General features: G+C 61.0%; 15 protein-coding genes and 1 pseudogene. 7 read left to right on the forward strand and 9 right to left on the reverse strand.

Annotation, left to right across the window (positions count from 1 at the left end):
* Positions 1-357: a DUF2500 domain-containing protein gene (locus ACMGF9_RS22710; RefSeq protein WP_015376283.1), complete on the reverse strand. Its 357-nt coding sequence runs from the start codon at positions 355-357 to the stop codon at positions 1-3.
* Positions 358-517: 160 nt separating this feature from the next.
* Here ACMGF9_RS22710 and ACMGF9_RS22715 point away from each other — a divergent pair, with 160 nt between their 5' ends.
* Positions 518-1,144, forward strand: a complete 627-nt coding sequence (locus tag ACMGF9_RS22715; protein WP_075684844.1) for a lysoplasmalogenase — start codon at positions 518-520, stop codon at positions 1,142-1,144.
* A gap of 40 nt (positions 1,145-1,184) precedes the next feature.
* Here the strand turns inward: ACMGF9_RS22715 and ACMGF9_RS22720 are convergent, their stop codons facing one another.
* A complete protein-coding gene (locus ACMGF9_RS22720) occupies positions 1,185-1,562 on the reverse strand; it encodes an AprI/Inh family metalloprotease inhibitor (RefSeq protein WP_004934320.1) in 378 nt (125 codons plus the stop codon).
* Positions 1,563-1,617: 55 nt separating this feature from the next.
* A complete protein-coding gene (locus tag ACMGF9_RS22725) occupies positions 1,618-3,081 on the reverse strand; it encodes a serralysin family metalloprotease (protein WP_004934318.1) in 1,464 nt (487 codons plus the stop codon).
* Between the two features lie 683 nt (positions 3,082-3,764).
* Between ACMGF9_RS22725 and ACMGF9_RS22730 the strand changes: the two genes are divergently transcribed.
* A complete protein-coding gene (locus ACMGF9_RS22730) occupies positions 3,765-6,083 on the forward strand; it encodes a zinc/cadmium/mercury/lead-transporting ATPase (protein ID WP_075684843.1) in 2,319 nt (772 codons plus the stop codon).
* An 80-nt stretch (positions 6,084-6,163) separates the two neighbouring features.
* On the opposite strand, the gene tusA is transcribed toward ACMGF9_RS22730, so the two are convergent.
* Positions 6,164-6,409 (reverse strand): sulfurtransferase TusA, encoded by a 246-nt coding sequence (gene tusA, locus ACMGF9_RS22735; protein ID WP_004934314.1) that lies wholly within the window; start codon positions 6,407-6,409, stop codon positions 6,164-6,166.
* A gap of 220 nt (positions 6,410-6,629) precedes the next feature.
* Between tusA and ACMGF9_RS22740 the strand changes: the two genes are divergently transcribed.
* From ACMGF9_RS22740 to ACMGF9_RS22750, 3 genes are all read left to right on the forward strand, one after another.
* A complete protein-coding gene (locus ACMGF9_RS22740; RefSeq protein WP_004934310.1) occupies positions 6,630-7,289 on the forward strand; it encodes a 7-cyano-7-deazaguanine/7-aminomethyl-7-deazaguanine transporter in 660 nt (219 codons plus the stop codon).
* Positions 7,290-7,330: 41 nt separating this feature from the next.
* Positions 7,331-7,765, forward strand: coding sequence for a GNAT family N-acetyltransferase (locus ACMGF9_RS22745; protein ID WP_004934307.1), 435 nt, complete (start codon positions 7,331-7,333; stop codon positions 7,763-7,765).
* Positions 7,766-7,845: 80 nt separating this feature from the next.
* A complete protein-coding gene (locus ACMGF9_RS22750) occupies positions 7,846-8,409 on the forward strand; it encodes a DcrB family lipoprotein (protein WP_015376277.1) in 564 nt (187 codons plus the stop codon).
* A 34-nt stretch (positions 8,410-8,443) separates the two neighbouring features.
* Here the strand turns inward: ACMGF9_RS22750 and glpC are convergent, their stop codons facing one another.
* From glpC to glpA, 3 genes and pseudogenes are all read right to left on the reverse strand, one after another.
* Positions 8,444-9,643 (reverse strand): anaerobic glycerol-3-phosphate dehydrogenase subunit GlpC, encoded by a 1,200-nt coding sequence (gene glpC / locus ACMGF9_RS22755; RefSeq protein WP_164123524.1) that lies wholly within the window; start codon positions 9,641-9,643, stop codon positions 8,444-8,446.
* Positions 9,640-10,907, reverse strand: a pseudogene (gene glpB, locus ACMGF9_RS22760) (glycerol-3-phosphate dehydrogenase subunit GlpB). The gene glpC and the pseudogene glpB overlap by 4 nt, the downstream one beginning before the upstream one ends.
* The gene (gene glpA / locus ACMGF9_RS22765) at positions 10,897-12,546 is read right to left on the reverse strand and encodes an anaerobic glycerol-3-phosphate dehydrogenase subunit A (protein WP_021504814.1); all 1,650 of its coding nucleotides are present in this window, start codon (positions 12,544-12,546) and stop codon (positions 10,897-10,899) included. The pseudogene glpB and the gene glpA overlap by 11 nt, the downstream one beginning before the upstream one ends.
* Before the next feature lie 364 nt (positions 12,547-12,910).
* Here glpA and glpT point away from each other — a divergent pair, with 364 nt between their 5' ends.
* Positions 12,911-14,263, forward strand: a complete 1,353-nt coding sequence (gene glpT, locus ACMGF9_RS22770; RefSeq protein WP_015376273.1) for a glycerol-3-phosphate transporter — start codon at positions 12,911-12,913, stop codon at positions 14,261-14,263.
* Positions 14,264-14,345: 82 nt separating this feature from the next.
* Positions 14,346-15,425: a glycerophosphodiester phosphodiesterase gene (gene glpQ, locus ACMGF9_RS22775; protein ID WP_015376272.1), complete on the forward strand. Its 1,080-nt coding sequence runs from the start codon at positions 14,346-14,348 to the stop codon at positions 15,423-15,425.
* A gap of 43 nt (positions 15,426-15,468) precedes the next feature.
* Here the strand turns inward: glpQ and yigL are convergent, their stop codons facing one another.
* Both yigL and pldB read right to left on the reverse strand, forming a co-directional pair.
* The gene (gene yigL, locus ACMGF9_RS22780) at positions 15,469-16,266 is read right to left on the reverse strand and encodes a sugar/pyridoxal phosphate phosphatase YigL (RefSeq protein WP_004934290.1); all 798 of its coding nucleotides are present in this window, start codon (positions 16,264-16,266) and stop codon (positions 15,469-15,471) included.
* 4 nt (positions 16,267-16,270) lie between these two features.
* A complete protein-coding gene (pldB, locus tag ACMGF9_RS22785; RefSeq protein ID WP_015376271.1) occupies positions 16,271-17,314 on the reverse strand; it encodes a lysophospholipase L2 in 1,044 nt (347 codons plus the stop codon).
* Positions 17,315-17,408 lie beyond the last annotated feature (94 nt).

A 17,408-nucleotide genomic window follows, 5' to 3' on the forward strand; every position in this document is an offset into this window, starting at 1 on the left:
CTACGGCTGAGCGGTGAACGAGACGAAGCGCGTGCCCTGCATGTTCAACGTGCCCTGCGCGCCCTTTTCTATCGGGTTGTACTGCCATTGCTTCAGCCGCAGCTGGATATCTTCACCTCCCTGTACCGGGCTGAACACCACCTCGTAATTCATCGGTTCATTGACCAACGGCTCGCGCTGCGGCGCGCGGGTCTTGGTGACCGGCACCGCGCGTTTGTCGCTCACCGTCACCTGCAGACTGCGCATCGGCGCGCGATCGTTTTCCGCCTCCTGCTGCCGCTGCTTGAAGTAGCGTTGCGTGGCCAGCACGGCGATCAGCGCAATCACGGCGACAAAAAATAACGGTGGCTTACTCATCGGTTTCCCATTTCCTTCGCGGCTAAATCAGCGTAAACATAGCATTCTCAAGAAAGCATTGTCGATCGCCGGCAGGCTACCTACACTGAAATGAAGAAGTGACATTGGTGACAGTTTGGAGCCGGTTGTTGCGGCTCCCTCATACATAAGGAAGACATTAATGAGTTGGCCGTTCCTTGCCGTATTCTTTTCCGGTTGGCTGTTCGTCGACGCCTCTTACCGTGGGCCGCGCTGGCAGCGCTGGGTGTTCAAACCCGTCACGCTGCTGCTGCTGTTGCTGTTGGCCTGGCAGGCGCCGGTGCTCGGCGCTGCGGGTTATCTGATCGTACTCGGCCTGCTGGCGACGCTGATCGGCGACGCATTGCTCCTGTTGCCGCGCGAACGGGTGCTGTATGCCATCGGCGCCTTTTTCCTGTCCCACCTGCTGTACACCCTGAGTTTCGCCAGCCAGATGACGTTCAGCCTGTTCTGGCCGCTGCCGCTGGCGCTGCTGGTGATCGGCGCACTGCTGCTGGCCACCGTCTGGACCCGGCTGGAAGAGATGCGCTGGCCGATCGTTACCTACGTAGCGATGACGCTGCTGATGGTCTGGCTGGCGGGCGAACAATATTTCCTGCGCAGCACCGATTTCGGCTTCTCGCTGCTTACCGGCACCTCGCTGCTGCTGCTGGCCAACGTGGTTTGGCTGCTCAACCGCTACCGCTTCACCTTCCGCGCGGCGGACGCCATCGTGGCTTTCTGTTACTTCTCCGGCCACTTCCTGATCGTGCGTTCGCTCTACCTGTAGAGACCTACCGCGGGTTCGGCGCGCCGAACCCGTTTCTTCATCAAGCCAGCGCTTTCAACGTCAGAGCATCATCCGCACCCAGCTGATTGCGGTACAGATCGCCGTCGCGCGAGAAGAACGCCAACGTGCTGCCATCCGCCCGCAGCAGGGCGATGCCGTCCGGAGCCGGGCGCCAGCCCACGACTTCCGCCGCAAACACGCTCTGCAAACACTGTTGCCGATCCACCAGCTGATAGCCGTTGGTCTCGCTTTGTTCATGCGCCAGAAACTCGATTTGGCATTGCCGTTCGCTGTCGGCCACCTGCCATTGCCCCGCCAGCGACTGCGCGGTCGGCAATGCCAAACTGCCGGCCATCACCGCACTCGTCACCATCATGCCACCCGCCGCCAAAGCGGTGCGCGCTAAAGTACCTTTCATACCGGGCTCCTGCATCACGCCCGGCCGAGACTGCGCCGGGCGTTCCGTTGCTGTGTTACACGATAAAGTCCGTGGCGACGTCTACCTGGCCGACGATTTTCACCAGGAAGTCAGGCGCCTGATGCCCGCCGATGTTCACCGACAAATCGGTCACGTTGCTGGACGCGTTGTAGCTCAGCAGCGCCTCACCGGCCGTGCCGCTGAAGTGATCGACGAAGTGGATGAAATCACTGCTATTCGCTTCTTTATTGAAGAACGACAGGTCGATCTTGTCGATCCCTTTCTGGAAGTCGCGGATCCAGTCGGAAGCACCCGGTGCGGAATCGCTGGCGGCAGAGAACACAAAGATGTCTTTGCCGGCACCGCCCCACAGTTCATCCGCCCCGCCGCCGCCGAACAGCACGTCGTTACCCGCGCCGCCTTTCAGCACGTTGTTGGCCGCGTTGCCGACGATCACGTCGTTGCCGGAACCGCCGATGGCGTTCTCAATGGTCACACCGGCGGCGATCGAGACGTTGCCCTTCAGGCCGCCCACGTCGGAGAACGATTTCTCATTCAGGTTGATGCGCTGGTTAGCGGTATAACCGGAGAAGTCGAAGGTATCGTTGCCACCCGCATCCCAGGCCGCAAAGATCACTTTCTGCGAATTGCTGGTGGTGCTGAGGAAGTCACGACCGGTATTGGAGTTAAAGCCGTACACGGTGTCGCCGGTGCGGGTCGACAGGTTGGCGCCATACAGATGCTGAATGGCGGCAATGTCATCCAGCAGCGGAGCCGCGGCATAGTGACCGCCGTTGTCGCCACCGGTGTTGGTTTCACTCCAGTAGCTCATCAGGCTGAACTGGCGGGTATCTTCCGCATAGGTGACGTCGTTATAGGTCGGGTTGCCCTCACCGGCGTTGTAGTCGCCCGGGTGGCTCAGGCCCAGCGCATGGCCAATCTCATGGGTGAACGTCTGGCGGCCGTAGTCTTCGGTCGCCGGATGCTTCACGTTGGATTGGTTGACGTTGTACCAGGTCTGGCCGCCCAAATCCTGGCCCTGCCAAATGGTGTTCGGCAGGAAGGCGTAGGCCTGGGTACCATAATCATAGTGGCCGGGACGATCCTGGCTGTAATTGCCGAAGGTGATATTGGCCTTTTGACCGGCAGCCACTTCGGTGAAGGTGATATTGGCGACGTCAGCCCAGGACTGCAGCGACAGCTTAGCCTGCTGCTGCTGTTCCGCGCTGAACTTGCTCAGCCCGGTATCGCCGGCGACGTTGGTGGAAGAGAACTTATAGTCCGGGAAGGAGAAGGTTAATTTGACCGGCTGGCCAAATACCTTGTAACCGTTCCAGGTTTGGTTCTCGCGGGTAATAAACAGCCCAGCTTGCTCGTTAGAAAATGAATCCTTGCCATTAATCTGAATCCCGTTACCCCGCTCATGATAATGCAGCAGGTCATCTACAGCATCGTAGCCGGTTGTCGCGGCCGCAAGGCTGGATTCAGTAATTTCAATTGCCTTTTTAGTAGATTGCATTGGTTCGATTCCACTCATTACCTGATTGATATCAATCAGACAGATAGACATAACCTCCCCGTAAGCCACGGTTAATGAACCTTAAGCTTGCTGGAAGGGGCTTATGCGCCGTTACCGGCAGTGTGTTAGGTAGAATTAATGCATATATATCAGCAAATAAGATCACCATTAAAAATGGTAATCGATTCCAATTATAGGCAGGGTCGCAAAACTGCACATAAAATAATCAACCATTTATTATCGCAACGAAAGTTTGTTATGCTGCTTTTTAGAGTTCTTTACAAAGCAAATGAAACTTGATGAGGATAAGTTGGCACCAAACTTCAATAGCAATGCGGCCTGCAGACTCAAGCGAATCATGCTGGCTTTACTCAGGGGAAAAGGTAAATTTCGCTAAAGCGTTATAGATTAATAACTCTTTATTATTAGGTCGGGCGATTTTTTAGTTTCTATAGGAATATTATTTTCTTATTTAAACTAACGGCAGCGAGCCTTTTCGCCCCAATAGGGGATAAGAAAAGCCGATAGATTAAAATCCGCATTATTCATTATTGAATGAATACCCCCCTTTCTACGCTTGAACGCCGTTAGCAATAATTCTCATCCGGCGCTTGACTCTGGAGTGGACTCCAGGGTGTAGAGTCAGTTGAGCAAACCCGTTTAACAGCCCGCAGGGGGACGTTATGCACAATCAGCAAAACCATAATCATCAGGAACATCACCACGCCGAAGGCGGATGCGGCTGCAACCACAGCCACAGCAAAACTCAGCACGGCTGCAGCAGCGAACCGAAAAACGCCACCGCACAGGCCGAACACGCCCACCATCATCACGATCATGGCGATAGCGGCTGCTGCACCGCCGCGCCCGACGATCCGGACGAGGAAAGCGACAGGCTGGCCGCCGCTCCCCCTTCCGGCAGCCAACGTTTCAGTTGGAAAGTCACCGGCATGGACTGCCCCAGCTGCGCCAAGAAAATCGAAAATGCCGTCACCGCACTCCCCGGCGTCGACAGCGCGCGCGTGTTGTTCGCCACCGAGAAACTGGTGGTCGACGCGCAGTCCGACATCAGCCTGCGGATCCAGGATGCGGTCGCCCAGGCCGGCTTTACCCTGCTCGGCGCTCAGACCGCCAAAGCCGCCGCGCCGAAAACCTCACGCTTCGGCGAATTCGCGCCGCTGCTGCTGTTAACCACCCTGATGGTGGTCAGTTGGGTGCTGGATCGGGTTAACCCGGAGCTGGGCCGCATCGCCTTTATCGCCACCACGCTGGTCGGGTTGGCGCCGGTCGCCGCCAAGGCGCTGCGTTTGATTCGTTCCGGCACGCCGTTTGCCATCGAAACGCTGATGAGCGTGGCGGCCATCGGCGCGCTGTTCATCGGCGCCACCGCCGAAGCGGCGATGGTGCTGCTGCTGTTTATGGTCGGCGAACTGCTGGAATCCTACGCCGCCAACCGCGCACGGCGCGGGGTGAAGGCGCTGATGGAGCTGGTGCCGGAAGATGCGCTGCTGCTGCAAGGCACGGAACGCAAACGCGTGCCGGTCGCCAACCTGCGCCCCGGCGACGTGATTGAAATCGCGCCCGGTGGGCGCCTGCCGGCCGACGCCGAGCTGCTCAATCCGTTCGCCAGCTTCGATGAAAGCGCCCTGACCGGCGAATCGGTGCCGGTCGAGCGCCAACAGGGGGAGAAAGTGGCCGCCGGCAGCCTGTCCGTCGATCAGGCGGCGCAGATGAAGGTGATATCCGAGCCCGGCAAAAACGCCATCGACCGCATCCTGCAGCTGATTGAAGAGGCCGAGGAGCGCCGCGCGCCGATCGAACGCTTCCTCGATCGCTTCAGCCGCTATTACACCCCGGCCATTATGCTGCTGGCCGTCGCGGTGATCCTGGTGCCACCGTTGCTGTTCTCGCAGCCGTGGGATACCTGGATCTATCGCGGCCTGACGCTGCTGCTGATCGGCTGCCCATGTGCGCTGGTGATCTCAACGCCGGCGGCCATCACATCCGGACTGGCGGCCGCCACGCGGCGCGGCGCGCTGATTAAAGGCGGCGCAGCGCTGGAGCAACTGGGCCAGATCCAAACCATCGCCTTCGATAAGACCGGCACCCTGACCGAAGGCAAGCCGACGGTGACCGACGTGCTGCCGATCGGCGCGCTCACCGAACAGCGGCTGCTGCAGCTTGCCGCCGCGGTGGAAGCCGGTTCACATCACCCGCTGGCGCAGGCGATCATCAACCGCGCCGCCGCAAGCGGGGCTGAGTTGCCGCTGGCGCAGGCGCGCCGCGCGCTGGCCGGCGTCGGCGTGGAAGGGATCGTGGACGGCAAGACCGTGCTGATCAGCGCGCCGGGCAAGCTGGCGCCGGGCCTGCTCGACGCCCAATGGCAGAGCCAGGTAGACAAGCTGGAAAACGCCGGCAAAACGGCGGTGGTGGTGCTGGAAGACGGCGCGCCCATCGGCTTGCTGGCGCTGCGCGATACGCTGCGCGGCGACGCCAAGCAGGCGATAGCCGAACTGAACGCGCTGGGCATTCGCGGCGTGATGCTGACCGGCGACAACCCGCGCGCCGCCGCCGCGATCGCCGGCGAGCTGGGCCTCGACTATCGCGCCGGTCTGCTGCCGGAAGATAAGGTCAGCGCAGTCACCGAGCTGAGCGAACTGCGCCCGACGGCGATGATCGGCGACGGCATCAACGACGCCCCGGCGATGAAAGCCTCCAGCATCGGCATCGCCATGGGCAGCGGCACCGACGTGGCGCTGGAAACCGCCGACGCCGCCCTGACCCACAATCGGCTGGTGGGCGTCGCGGAGATGATCCGCATCTCGCGCGCCACCCACGCCAATATCCGGCAAAACATCACCATCGCGCTGGGGTTGAAGGGGGTCTTCCTGATCACCAGCCTGCTGGGGCTGACCGGTTTGTGGCTGGCGGTGCTGGCTGACTCCGGCGCCACCGCGCTGGTCACCGCCAACGCGCTGCGGCTATTGAGAAAGCGCAGCTAAGCTCTGAAACAAACACGGGCGCGGCATACCGCGCCCGTTGTCATTTGGGGGAGGGAACTTTTAACTCGGCCGCGCCGCCGTTAGACGCCTTTACGTAACAGATAACGGTATGGCACCTGTTCGGTCTCCTGCGCCACCAGCGTATGCTCCATAAAGCGGCAGAACCCCGGGATATCGCGGGTGGTGGCCGGATCGTCGGCGATAATCAGCAGCGTTTCGCCGTTGTCCATATGGCGCACGGTTTTGCGCACCATCATCACCGGTTCCGGACAGCGCAGCCCCAGCGCGTCGAGCGTCTGGTCTGCCTGGGCAAATAAGTCAGTCATGCAATTTTTCTCGTTCAAAAACGATCGGCGAACGCTCGCCGCATCTCATTAGCGCCTAGTTTACGCCGGTAGTTTTTCTGCGCAAGATGCGTTAACGTTTGCGTTAAATTTAACCATTGCATTGGTTGCGCAAACGCGTATCATGCCGCCGCGCAGCGTTTTTTGCTGTTTTGACAAGACACTCTGGGTTCCCTCACCCCACTGCTAAAAAGGCTACAACATGTATTCGTTTACCGCACAGCAGCGCTTTACCGCGTTGGTCTGGCTTTCGCTGTTTCATATCGCCATCATTACCTCCAGCAACTACCTGGTGCAGCTGCCGATCACCGTTTTCGGCTTCCATACCACCTGGGGCGCCTTTACTTTCCCGTTTATCTTCCTGGCGACCGATCTGACCGTGCGCATCTTCGGCGCGCCGCTGGCGCGGCGCATCATCCTGGCGGTGATGGTGCCGGCGCTGTTCATCTCTTATGTGATCTCCACCGTCACCTATCAGGGAGAATGGCAGGGCTTTGCGGCGCTGAACAGTTTTAACCTGTTCGTGGCGCGCATCGCCGTCGCCAGCTTTATGGCCTATGTGCTCGGCCAGATCCTCGACGTACACGTCTTCAACCGCCTGCGTCAACGCAGCGCCTGGTGGGTGGCGCCGGCGGCGGCGATGTTCCTCGGCAACATCAGCGATACGCTGGCGTTCTTCTTCATCGCCTTTTATAAGAGCAGCGATCCCTTCATGGCCAACAACTGGGTGGAGATCGCGCTGGTGGATTACAGCTTCAAGGTGATGATCTGCCTGCTGTTCTTCCTGCCGATGTACGGCGTGTTGCTGAACATGCTGCTCAAACGCATCGCGGCGCGCAGCGGCGGCCTGCAGCCGGGCTGAGTCGCGTTATTCTGGGCGGCCCTATCCTTTGGAGGCCGCTCATGACCCCAATCGTCCGCACCGCCACGCTTGAAGACATCCACCGCCTTTACCAACGCATCCCTGAATTCGGCGGCCTGCATAGCCTGGCCGATCTGCAGCGGCGCATCGGCGCCGCCCCCGCCAGCCTGTTGATCGCCGAGATAGCCGGGCAACCGGCCGGTTTCAAACTCGGTTATCAACGGCAGGAAACGGTGTTTTACAGCTGGCTGGGCGGCGTGTTGCCGGCATTTCGTCGCCACGGCGTGGCGCAGGCCTTGTTGGCCGAACAAGAGCGCTGGGCGCGGGCGCAGGGCTATCGCCAACTGACGGTCAAAACCCGTAACCGGTTCCGCGCCATGCTGACGATGCTGATCGCCCACCACTATCAGATTGTTCAGCTGGAAAAGAAAGGCGAAGTGGCTGATTATCGGCTATTACTGGAAAAAAACTTGTGACAACATCTGCCTTGCATTTCAACCTGGAATAGGTTGCGATACGACAGTGAATCCCTACCGGAAAGGAAGAAGGAAGCCCGATGCGTAAAGTAGCGAAATTGATGGGTATCAGCCTGCTGGCGCTTGGCCTCGCGGCCTGCGACGGCGAAACCAAAGACACCAAGGCGGCAACGGACGGCGCGGCGGCCAGCGCGCCGGCCGGGCAGCAGGTGAGCCTGCTGGACGGTAAACTGGCGTTCACCCTGCCTGTCGGCATGGCGGATCAGAGCGGCAAGCTGGGCAACCAGGCCAACAACATGCATGTTTACGCAGACAGCACCGGCCAGCGCGCGGTGATTGTGATCCTGGGTGACAAGACCGCCGACAGCCTGGAGACCCTGGCCAAGCGCCTGGAGAATACCCAACGCGCGCGTGACGCCAACCTGCAGGTGATCACCAACAAAGCGCTCGACGTCAACGGTGTGCCGCTGCGTCAGCTGGACAGCATCATCACCAGCGGCGGCGAGAAAGCCTATTCTTCCGTCCTGATCGGCTCGCTGAACAACAACATGCTGACCATTCAGGTAACGCTGCCGGCGGACAATCAGCAGCAGGCGCAGACCGAAGCCGAAGGCATCATCTCCACCCTGAAGCTGAAGCAGTAATCCCACAAAGGGCCGGCTTGCCGGCCCTTTCGCTTTATGCCAGCGCCTGCGCCAGCAGGGTGATCGGATGTTCGCAGCGTTTGCTGGTGGACATTTCTATCTGCCATTTGCAGGTCTCGCAGTCGGTCACCACCAGATCCACCCCGCTCTCTTCTATCTGCCGGAACAGCGGCGCGCCGATACCCTGCGACGTGGCGTAGTTCTCCGATTTGAACCCGTAGGTGCCGGCGATGCCGCAGCACTGCGAATCCAGCACCACCAGCTCCAGCCCCGGTATCTGCCGCAGCAGCTCCAGGGTGTAGGCGGTCCAGCCCATCTTCTCCATATGGCAAGGCGTGTGATAAGCCACCCGCAGCGGCGTGCGCTTGAGCGGCAGGCTGCGCCCCTGATTGATCAGACGATAGAGATAGCGCGTCGCCAGCTCCACCCGATCGCGCACCGGAGTGGTGTCCACGTCCAGCAGATGAGGGTATTCGTCACGCAGGGTGAAGGTGCAGCTCGACGAAGTGGCCACCACCGGAATGCCGCGCTCCAGCACCGTTTCATGCAGCGATTCGGCATTGACCCTGGCCTGCTTTTTAGCCTGATCGATAAACCCGTTGGCGATCAGCGGCACGCCGCAGCATTTCTCACGTTTCAGCAGCTGCACGCCGATATCCAGCGCGTTGAACACCCGGACCAAATCCTTGCCCAGCTGCGGGTGGTTATAGTTGACGAAGCAGCCGTGGAAGAACGCCACCTGCTCGGCGTAACGCTGCTGCGTCTGCGCCTGTTGCCGGTACCAGCGGCGGAAGGTGCCGAACGAGTATTTCGGCAGTTCACGACGGTGATCGATCTTCAGCGCCTTGTCCAGCAGCTTGCGCACCGGTTTCAGCCCGGTGGCGGCGTTGACGATCGGCGCGAACGGCGTCGACAGCGATCCCATGATATCGGTGTGGCTGAGGATGGCGTCACGCAGCGTCGGCTTGCTCTGGGCAAAGTCGGCGCGGGCGCGCTGAATGATGTCGCCGATTTTGACGTCGGACGGGCAGGCTACTTCACAACGCTTGCAGTTGGTGCAATATTTCAGCGCCTCGTCGTACAGCGTCGGGTCTTTCAGCCGCAGCCGCTCGCCGTCCGGCCCCGCCTGTTTCGGCCCCGGGTAGAGCGGGTTCACTTTGGCGACCGGGCAGTAGGTGGTGCAGACGGTACATTTGATGCAGCTTTCAAAGCTGTGATCCTGATGCAGGCTCATGCGTTCTCCTCCGCGGCGATCTGCTGCGCAACGTGCAGCGCACCGATCAATGACACGCCGGCGCCGCAGCCCTGCTGCAGCGGATCGTAACCGCCGGCGACCGCACCGATGGCATACAGATTGTCGAACGGCACTCCCTGCTTCATCGCCCGCAGCCTGCCGTCGGTACGCACGCCGAACTGCAGGTAAGGCTGCGGCGCGAACAGCTCGCGTCGGCTCCAGTCGGCGCGATCCGCCCGGCTGTGTACGTCCAGCCCGAAGATCGGCTCACGCACTTCATCGAAATCCGCCACCAGCCCGTTGCTGAAGAAGCTGCCGCTGGCCAGCACCACCTGCTGCGCCCGCAGCGGAATATCGCCGTGGTTGCGGGTATACAGGCCGGTGACGCGGCCGGCTTCACACTCGGCGCGCAGCACGCTGTCGCCCGGCATGAAAACGCCGCCCAGCTGTTGGAAACGCCGCCGCAACGCCTGGTGCAAGCGCATGCCGGGCACCGAAGGCGGCAACGTCGGCAGCAGTCGGACCGGCTTGCCGACCGCATCCTGCAACACCGCCAGCGACGCGTCGTCCTCCAGGCCCAGACAGGCCGGCAGGAAGAGCGCCTCGGCCTCGCCCGCCAGCCGCCGCAGCTCTTCAGCCAACGGCGGCAGGCTTTCCATCAAATCCAGCACCCGGGCGATGTTCACCGCGCGGAACTCGCTGGGGTTATTGCGCAATCTGTCCAGCGCCGGCATGTGCAGATAGGCCACGTCCGTCTGCACGCCGAGCTCGCGGCTTAAGGCGTCGGCGGCCATCTGCGGTTGGAAGTCGAGGAACCCTTCGATGCCGATCACCGCAATGCGCCGCCAGGGCAGTTGGCCGGTCAGCGGCAGCGTCGGGATCGCCTGCGGGCTGAGCCAGGTAGCGCGACGCGTGCCGAGCGGCGTGATGCGCAGATGGTTGTTCCCCCCTCGCCCTGCAGATTCAGCCCGCAGCGTTCCAGCAGCCGCTGCGCGGCGGCGGACAGCGCCGCCACCCGGCCGGGGCCAATCAGAGAATACGGATGCTGCGGCGCCTGTTGCGCCAGCTGCGGCAGCGCCGCCAGTGGCATCTCGACCGGCGTGCCGTCCGGCAATCTCGCCAGCAGATCGAGCGAGCCGGAGGAGAAGTAGAGCGCGCTCTGGCCGGAACTGACCACCGCACAGCGTTTGCCCTGTTCGGCCACGGCAATGGCGCAGCTCAGGCCCGCCAGGCCGCCGCCAATCACCACTACGTCAAATCGCATCATCCGCCTCCTGCTCTTTGTCTGCCTGGGCCTCAAGCCCGCATAATCCCTGGTAAACCCAACTGGTAAATTCACTCTCGCGCAGCGCATCGCCCCAGGCGATCGGCCGCACGCCTTTCCAGCGTTCGTTGAGGAACTGCGACAGCTGCGCGATGGATTGCTGCGGCGTGCTGACCTTGAAGCGCGTCAGCAGTCCGGCGGCGCGGCAGGCGCAGAGTTCACCCTGGCAGGTGCCCATGCCGACGCGGGTGCGGCGGCGCAGATCCACCAGGTTATTGACGGTCAGCGAATTGACCGCATAGCGCACTTCCCCGGCGGTCACCGCCTCGCACTCGCACACCAGGCTGGTGTCGAGCCGATCGGCCGCCGGCACCTGGCTGGCGCGATCGCCGTGCCGGTAAATCGCCGAGCCGCGGATGCTGGCGGGCAGAGAAACCACGCTGCGCACCGTTTCCTCCGCCGACTGACGGGATCCGGGCAGCGCGTCCTGCGCGGTGGTGCACGGACTATTTACGCCGAGCTTTTCACATACCTTGTCGGTGGCCCACTCCGCCATCAGGCGGTAGGTCATCAGCTTGCCGCCGGTGATGGTGATAAACCCTTCCAGCCCGTCGCGGGCGGCGTGATCGAGCAGCACGATGCCGCGGCTGACATTGCGCCCGCTGGGATCGTCGTCGCTGGCCACCAGCGGCCGCACCCCGGCATAGGCGCGCAGAATGCGGGTCTGCGCCAGGGTGGGCGCCAGCAGCGCCCCCTCGCGGATCAGAATGTCCACCTCCTGCGGGGTCACCAGCATGTTGTCAATTTGGTCGTAGTCGATATGGGTCGAGGTGGTGCCGATCAGCGAGATGGTGTCGCCCGGCACCAGGATGTCGGCGTCCGCCGGTTTGCGGCAGCGGTTGATCACCATGTTGTTGATGCGGTGACCGAGGATCAGCAGCGCTCCCTTGGCCGGGAACATGCGGATACGCAAATCGGCGTATTCGGCGATCTGCTGGCCCCAGATGCCGGCGGCGTTGACCACCACCGCTGCGTGCAGCTCATAGCGCCGCTGATTCTGATGGTCGTAAACGCGCACGCCCGTCACTCGGTCGCCACTGCGCAACAATCCGACCACCTGGTGGTAAGTCAGGATCTGCGCGCCGTGTTCGCGCGCATCCAGCATGTTGGCGGCGGTCAGCCGGAAAGGATCGACGGTGCCGTCCGGCACCCGCACCGCGCCAATCAGCGCCGGATTAGCCGCCGGCTCCAGCCGCAGCGCCAGCTGCGGGTCGATCGCTTCGGCGTCGATGTCGGCCTGGCGACAGGCGGCGATAAACTGTTGCTGATACTCCAGCGAGTCCTGCGGCAGGGTGATGAACAGCCCATCGGTGCGCTCGATACAGTGATGCGCGATGCGTTTCAGGATGCGGTTCTCTTCGATGCACTCGCGCGCCGACTCGCCGTCGGTCACCGCATAGCGCGCGCCGCTGTGCAGCAAGCCGTGGTTGCGGCCGGTGGCGCCGGTGGCGATGTCGTGACGCTCCAGCAAAATGCAGCGCAAGCCGCGCCGCGCACAATCGCGGGCAATGCCTGCGCCGGTGGCGCCGCCGCCGATGATGATCACATCCGTTTCGCCGCCGTCAAAATAGCTGCTCATGTCGCTCCCTCAGGATCGGTAGTTATGAGCCTATTGAGCCACGGTTATTAGGGTCTTTGTTTGATAAGGAACAAGAACGAACATAAAACGAAATAAAAATGTCCACAAAAAACCATCAATGTGATCATAATCACGATTTTTGGACGTTTTTCTATTTCATAACGTTAACGAATCGCTCAAAATCCGCCGTGGTTTCATGAAAGTGTAACAATTGCGCCATTCGTCACAGCGACACCAGGCGTATTTGTCGACAATGGCGCTCGTTATGGAACACAAAAACACCACATTCGATATCCGCTCAATCATCAAATGAACGTAAAAGGTCATATTGATGTGATAACAGATAAAGCCATCGGAGGCGCTCATGTTGAGTATTTTTAAGCCGGCCGCACACATCGCCCGTGTGCCGAGCGATAAGGTAGACCCGCTCTACCGTAAGCTGCGCTGGCAAATTTTCCTGGGGATCTTCTTCGGTTACGCCGCTTACTATCTGGTGCGTAAGAACTTCACCCTGGCCATGCCTTACCTGATCGAACAAGGCTTCAGCCGCGGCGACCTCGGCTTCGCGCTGTCGGGCATCTCCATCGCCTACGGCTTCTCCAAATTCATCATGGGTTCGGTCTCCGACCGTTCCAACCCGCGAGTGTTCCTGCCTGCCGGCCTGATCCTGGCGGCGGCGGTGATGTTGTTCATGGGCTTCGTGCCGTGGGCCACCTCCAGCATCGCGGTGATGTTCGTTCTGCTGTTCCTGTGCGGCTGGTTCCAGGGCATGGGTTGGCCGCCGTGCGGCCGTACCATGGTGCACTGGTGGTCGCAGAAAGAACGCGGCGGCATCGTTTCCATCTGGAACTGCGCCCACAACGTGGGTGGCGGCCTGCCGCCGCTGCTGTTCCTGCTGGGTATGGCCTGGTTCAACGACTGGCACGCGGCGCTGTACATGCCGGCCTTCGGCGCCATCCTGGTGGCCCTGATCGCCTTCGCCCTGATGCGCGACACCCCGCAATCCTGCGGCCTGCCGCCGATTGAAGAGTACAAAAACGACTATCCGGACGACTACAGCGAAAAAGACGAAGAAGAGCTGACCGCCAAGCAGATCTTCATGCAGTACATCCTGCCGAACAAGCTGCTGTGGTACATCGCGGTCGCCAACGTGTTCGTCTACCTGCTGCGTTACGGCATTCTGGACTGGTCGCCGACCTACCTGAAAGAAGTGAAGCACTTCGCGCTGGACAAGTCTTCCTGGGCCTACTTCCTGTATGAATACGCCGGTATCCCGGGCACTCTGCTGTGCGGCTGGATGTCGGACAAAGTGTTCAAAGGCAACCGCGGCGCCACCGGCGTGTTCTTCATGACGCTGGTGACCATCGCCACCGTGGTGTTCTGGATGAACCCGGCCGGCAACCCGACCGTGGACATGATCTGTATGCTGGTCATCGGCTTCCTGATCTACGGCCCGGTGATGCTGATCGGCCTGCACGCGCTGGAGCTGGCGCCGAAGAAAGCCGCCGGCACCGCCGCGGGCTTCACCGGCCTGTTCGGCTACCTGGGCGGCTCGGTCGCGGCCAGCGCCATCGTCGGTTACACCGTGGACTTCTTCGGTTGGGACGGCGGCTTCATGGTGATGATCGGCGGCAGCATCGCAGCGGTCATCCTGCTGCTGCTGACCATGCTGAACGAGAAGAAACACCACGCGGAAATCGCCGCCAAGCGCGGTTAAGCGTCACACGACTTTTGCATGATTTAAAGGCCGCCCTGCGGCCTTTTTACTACCCTGCCCCCAACAACACGGAGAAAACGGAATGCGGACTCAAGTCAAAGCCCTGCTGACAGGGATCATTCTCGCCACCTCGATGGTCAGCGCCGCGCAGGCGGCGGACAAAGTGGTCATCGCCCACCGCGGCGCCAGCGGCTACCTGCCGGAACACACCCTGCCGGCGAAGGCGATGGCCTACGCGCAGGGCGCCGATTATCTCGAACAAGATCTGGTGATGACCAAGGACAACGAGCTGGTGGTGCTGCACGACCATTACCTCGATCGCGTCACCGACGTCGCCGAACGCTTCCCGGACCGCGCGCGTAAAGACGGCCGTTATTACGCCATCGACTTTACGCTGGCGGAGATCAAATCGCTGAAGTTCACCGAAGGCTTTGAAATCGAAAACGGCAAGAAGGTGCAGGGCTACCCTGGCCGCTTCCCGATGGGCAAATCCGACTTCCGCGTGCACACCTTCCAGGAAGAGATCGAGTTCGTGCAGGGTCTGAACCATTCGACCGGCAAGAACATCGGCATCTACCCTGAAATCAAGGCGCCGTGGTTCCACAAACAGGAAGGCAAAGACATCTCCAGCAAAGTGCTGGCGGTGCTCAAGCAGTACGGCTACACCGGCAAGAACGACAACGTCTACCTGCAGTGCTTCGACGCCAACGAGCTCAAGCGCATCAAGAACGAGCTGGAGCCGAAGCTGGGCATGGATCTGAAGCTGGTGCAGCTGATCGCCTATAACGACTGGCAGGAAACCTATGAGCAGAAAGCCGACGGCAAGTGGGTGGAATACGACTACGACTGGATGTTCAAACCGGGCGCGATGAAGAAAATCGCTCAGTATGCCGACGGCATCGGGCCGGACTACCACATGCTGGTGGTGGCGGATCAATCCAAGCCGGGCCACATCGTGCTGACCGACATGGTGAAAGAAGCGCACGCCAGCAAGCTGGCGGTGCATCCGTTCACCATCCGCGCCGATGCGCTGCCGAAGTACGTGACCGACGTGAACCAGCTGTATGACGTGATTTACAACCAGGCCGGCGTCGACGGCGTGTTCACCGACTTCCCGGACAAGGGCGTGCAGTTCCTGCAGAAGCAGGGCCAGCACAAGTAATGCCAAGGGCGCCGCGAGGCGCCCTTATTATTTAATGGTTATTTCAAAGGAACATCTTGCGCAGGTAGTGCGGCACCGCGTTATCGACGTTGGAGCCGATCACTTCCAGCTCCGGCAGCATGTCCTTCAGGCGCTGATGCGCGTCGCGCATGATGCAGCCCTTGCCGGCCATCGACAACATCTCCAGATCGTTCATGCCGTCGCCGAAGGCGATGCACTCTTGCAGCGTATAGCCGATGATCTTGGCCACTTCTTCCAGCGCATGCCCTTTCGACACGCCGCCCGCCATCACTTCCAGGCAGGTCGGGAACGAGAAGCTGACGTTGACCCGATCGCCCCAGCGCGCGTTGATGGCGTCTTCCACCTGCAGCAACCGCTCGTGATCTTCACAGGTGAAGTAAACCTTGCAGACGCCGTCGGTTTCCAGCAGGCCCGGCTCAAACAGCTGATATTTGAACACCGACTCCTGGAAGAACTCTTCCTGCTCCGGGCTTTCGCGGTTGGTAAACCAATCGTCGTTACGGTAGACGTTGGTGGTGATATCCGGATCGTCGTGCAGCATGCCGTACAGATCGCGGGCGATATCCCCGTCCAGGTTGTGGCTGAAAATCAGTTCGCCGGCGGTGTTGTGCACCCGTGCGCCGTTGGAAGTGATCATAAAGGCGCTGATCTCCAGGCTGTCGCGGATCTGCGCCACGTCGATATGGTGGCGGCCGGTGGCGAACACGAAATGCACGCCGCGCTGAGTCAGCAACTTCAGCGTTTCTTTAGCGTACGGCGACAGGGTATGGTCGGGAGACAGCAGCGTGCCATCTAAATCGGAAGCGACGACGTGATACATAGCGTTATGTTCTAACCTCTGATGGAGTTGTCGGCGGCAGCGCGCCGCCTAAGTGTTGAGCAAAGAAGCGCAGAATTGCGTTCAGTGCTTCGGCGCGCAGCGCGTCCCGCTCGAACAGGATCTCATGGCGTGCGCCGTTGATAACCCACGGGAGCCCCCCTTCGCAAGGGCGCCCCGCGTCTGACAGAGCCTGACAAAAAGCCTGGTGCGAACGGTTGTCGACTACCCGTTCTTCACCGGCCTGCAAAAGCAACAGCGGCGTGGTGATCTTCCCGGCCTGCGCGATAATCTGCCGGCCGGCGCGGATGCTCTCCCGCACCCAATGGTAGGTCGGCCCGCCCACCTGCAGCTCGGGGTAATCGGCATAATAACGCAGGCTGCGCCGGTAACGCTCGCGGCTATGGGTCAACACGTTGACCACATAGGGCAGCGGACGCCACTGGCCGGTGCCCACCGCGTAATAGTCGCGGATCGCCGGGCGGGTCTCCGCCCAGTCGAGAATGCGATCGGCCAGCCAACCCGGCATCGGCAGCCGGATGCCGAACATCGGCGCGCAAAACGCCGCCGCGTCGAACGCCTGCGGCCGGCGCTGCAGAAACTGCGCCAGGATCGCGCCGCCCATCGAATGCGCCAGCGCGAAGCGCTGCCGATAACCGTGCGATTCGACCTCGCGCAGCCACAGCTGTTCGAAATCGTCCACGTAGTCGGCGAAGTTTACCACATGACCGCGGTGCGTATCCGCCAGTAAACGCCCGGAACGCCCCTGGCCGCGATGATCGACGATCACCACGTCGTAGCCGCAGTGGAACAGATCGTAGGCCACCTCAGGGTATTTCACGTAGCTTTCGATGCGGCCGGGGCTGACCACCACCACTCGCTGATGCCGCGCAGAACTGAAGCGCACAAAGCGGATCGGCACGCCGTCCACGCCGCTGAATTCGCCTTCTTCGCGCTGCCGCCAGAAATCCAACAGCGGTCCGGTGGCGAAGGCAGCGAACTGCGTTTCACGCGTTAACCAGTCATCGGAGCTGAGAGTGAACGAGGTCATCGAGAGCGTTTTCCCTGTGGGGCCGGCGGAAAATGTGACCGCTGGCACAAGAAATCATACTAGCGTATTGTGATTCAATTCTGACAAAAACGGC

Source organism: Serratia sp. BNK-23, assembly GCF_047456145.1.
In the GTDB taxonomy this organism is placed as follows: Bacteria; Pseudomonadota; Gammaproteobacteria; order Enterobacterales; family Enterobacteriaceae; genus Serratia; species Serratia nematodiphila.

Excerpts from the sequence above, each read along its gene's own strand:
- ACMGF9_RS22710 (WP_015376283.1), bottom strand. The coding sequence starts at position 357 with ATGAGTAAGCCACCGTTATTTTTTGTCGCCGTGATTGCGCTGATCGCC.
- ACMGF9_RS22715 (WP_075684844.1), top strand. The coding sequence starts at position 518 with ATGAGTTGGCCGTTCCTTGCCGTATTCTTTTCCGGTTGGCTGTTCGTC.
- ACMGF9_RS22720 (WP_004934320.1), bottom strand. The coding sequence starts at position 1,562 with ATGAAAGGTACTTTAGCGCGCACCGCTTTGGCGGCGGGTGGCATGATG.
- ACMGF9_RS22725 (WP_004934318.1), bottom strand. The coding sequence starts at position 3,081 with ATGCAATCTACTAAAAAGGCAATTGAAATTACTGAATCCAGCCTTGCG.
- ACMGF9_RS22730 (WP_075684843.1), top strand. The coding sequence starts at position 3,765 with ATGCACAATCAGCAAAACCATAATCATCAGGAACATCACCACGCCGAA.
- tusA (WP_004934314.1), bottom strand. The coding sequence starts at position 6,409 with ATGACTGACTTATTTGCCCAGGCAGACCAGACGCTCGACGCGCTGGGG.
- ACMGF9_RS22740 (WP_004934310.1), top strand. The coding sequence starts at position 6,630 with ATGTATTCGTTTACCGCACAGCAGCGCTTTACCGCGTTGGTCTGGCTT.
- ACMGF9_RS22745 (WP_004934307.1), top strand. The coding sequence starts at position 7,331 with ATGACCCCAATCGTCCGCACCGCCACGCTTGAAGACATCCACCGCCTT.
- ACMGF9_RS22750 (WP_015376277.1), top strand. The coding sequence starts at position 7,846 with ATGCGTAAAGTAGCGAAATTGATGGGTATCAGCCTGCTGGCGCTTGGC.
- glpC (WP_164123524.1), bottom strand. The coding sequence starts at position 9,643 with ATGAGCCTGCATCAGGATCACAGCTTTGAAAGCTGCATCAAATGTACC.
- glpA (WP_021504814.1), bottom strand. The coding sequence starts at position 12,546 with ATGAGCAGCTATTTTGACGGCGGCGAAACGGATGTGATCATCATCGGC.
- glpT (WP_015376273.1), top strand. The coding sequence starts at position 12,911 with ATGTTGAGTATTTTTAAGCCGGCCGCACACATCGCCCGTGTGCCGAGC.
- glpQ (WP_015376272.1), top strand. The coding sequence starts at position 14,346 with ATGCGGACTCAAGTCAAAGCCCTGCTGACAGGGATCATTCTCGCCACC.
- yigL (WP_004934290.1), bottom strand. The coding sequence starts at position 16,266 with ATGTATCACGTCGTCGCTTCCGATTTAGATGGCACGCTGCTGTCTCCC.
- pldB (WP_015376271.1), bottom strand. The coding sequence starts at position 17,314 with ATGACCTCGTTCACTCTCAGCTCCGATGACTGGTTAACGCGTGAAACG.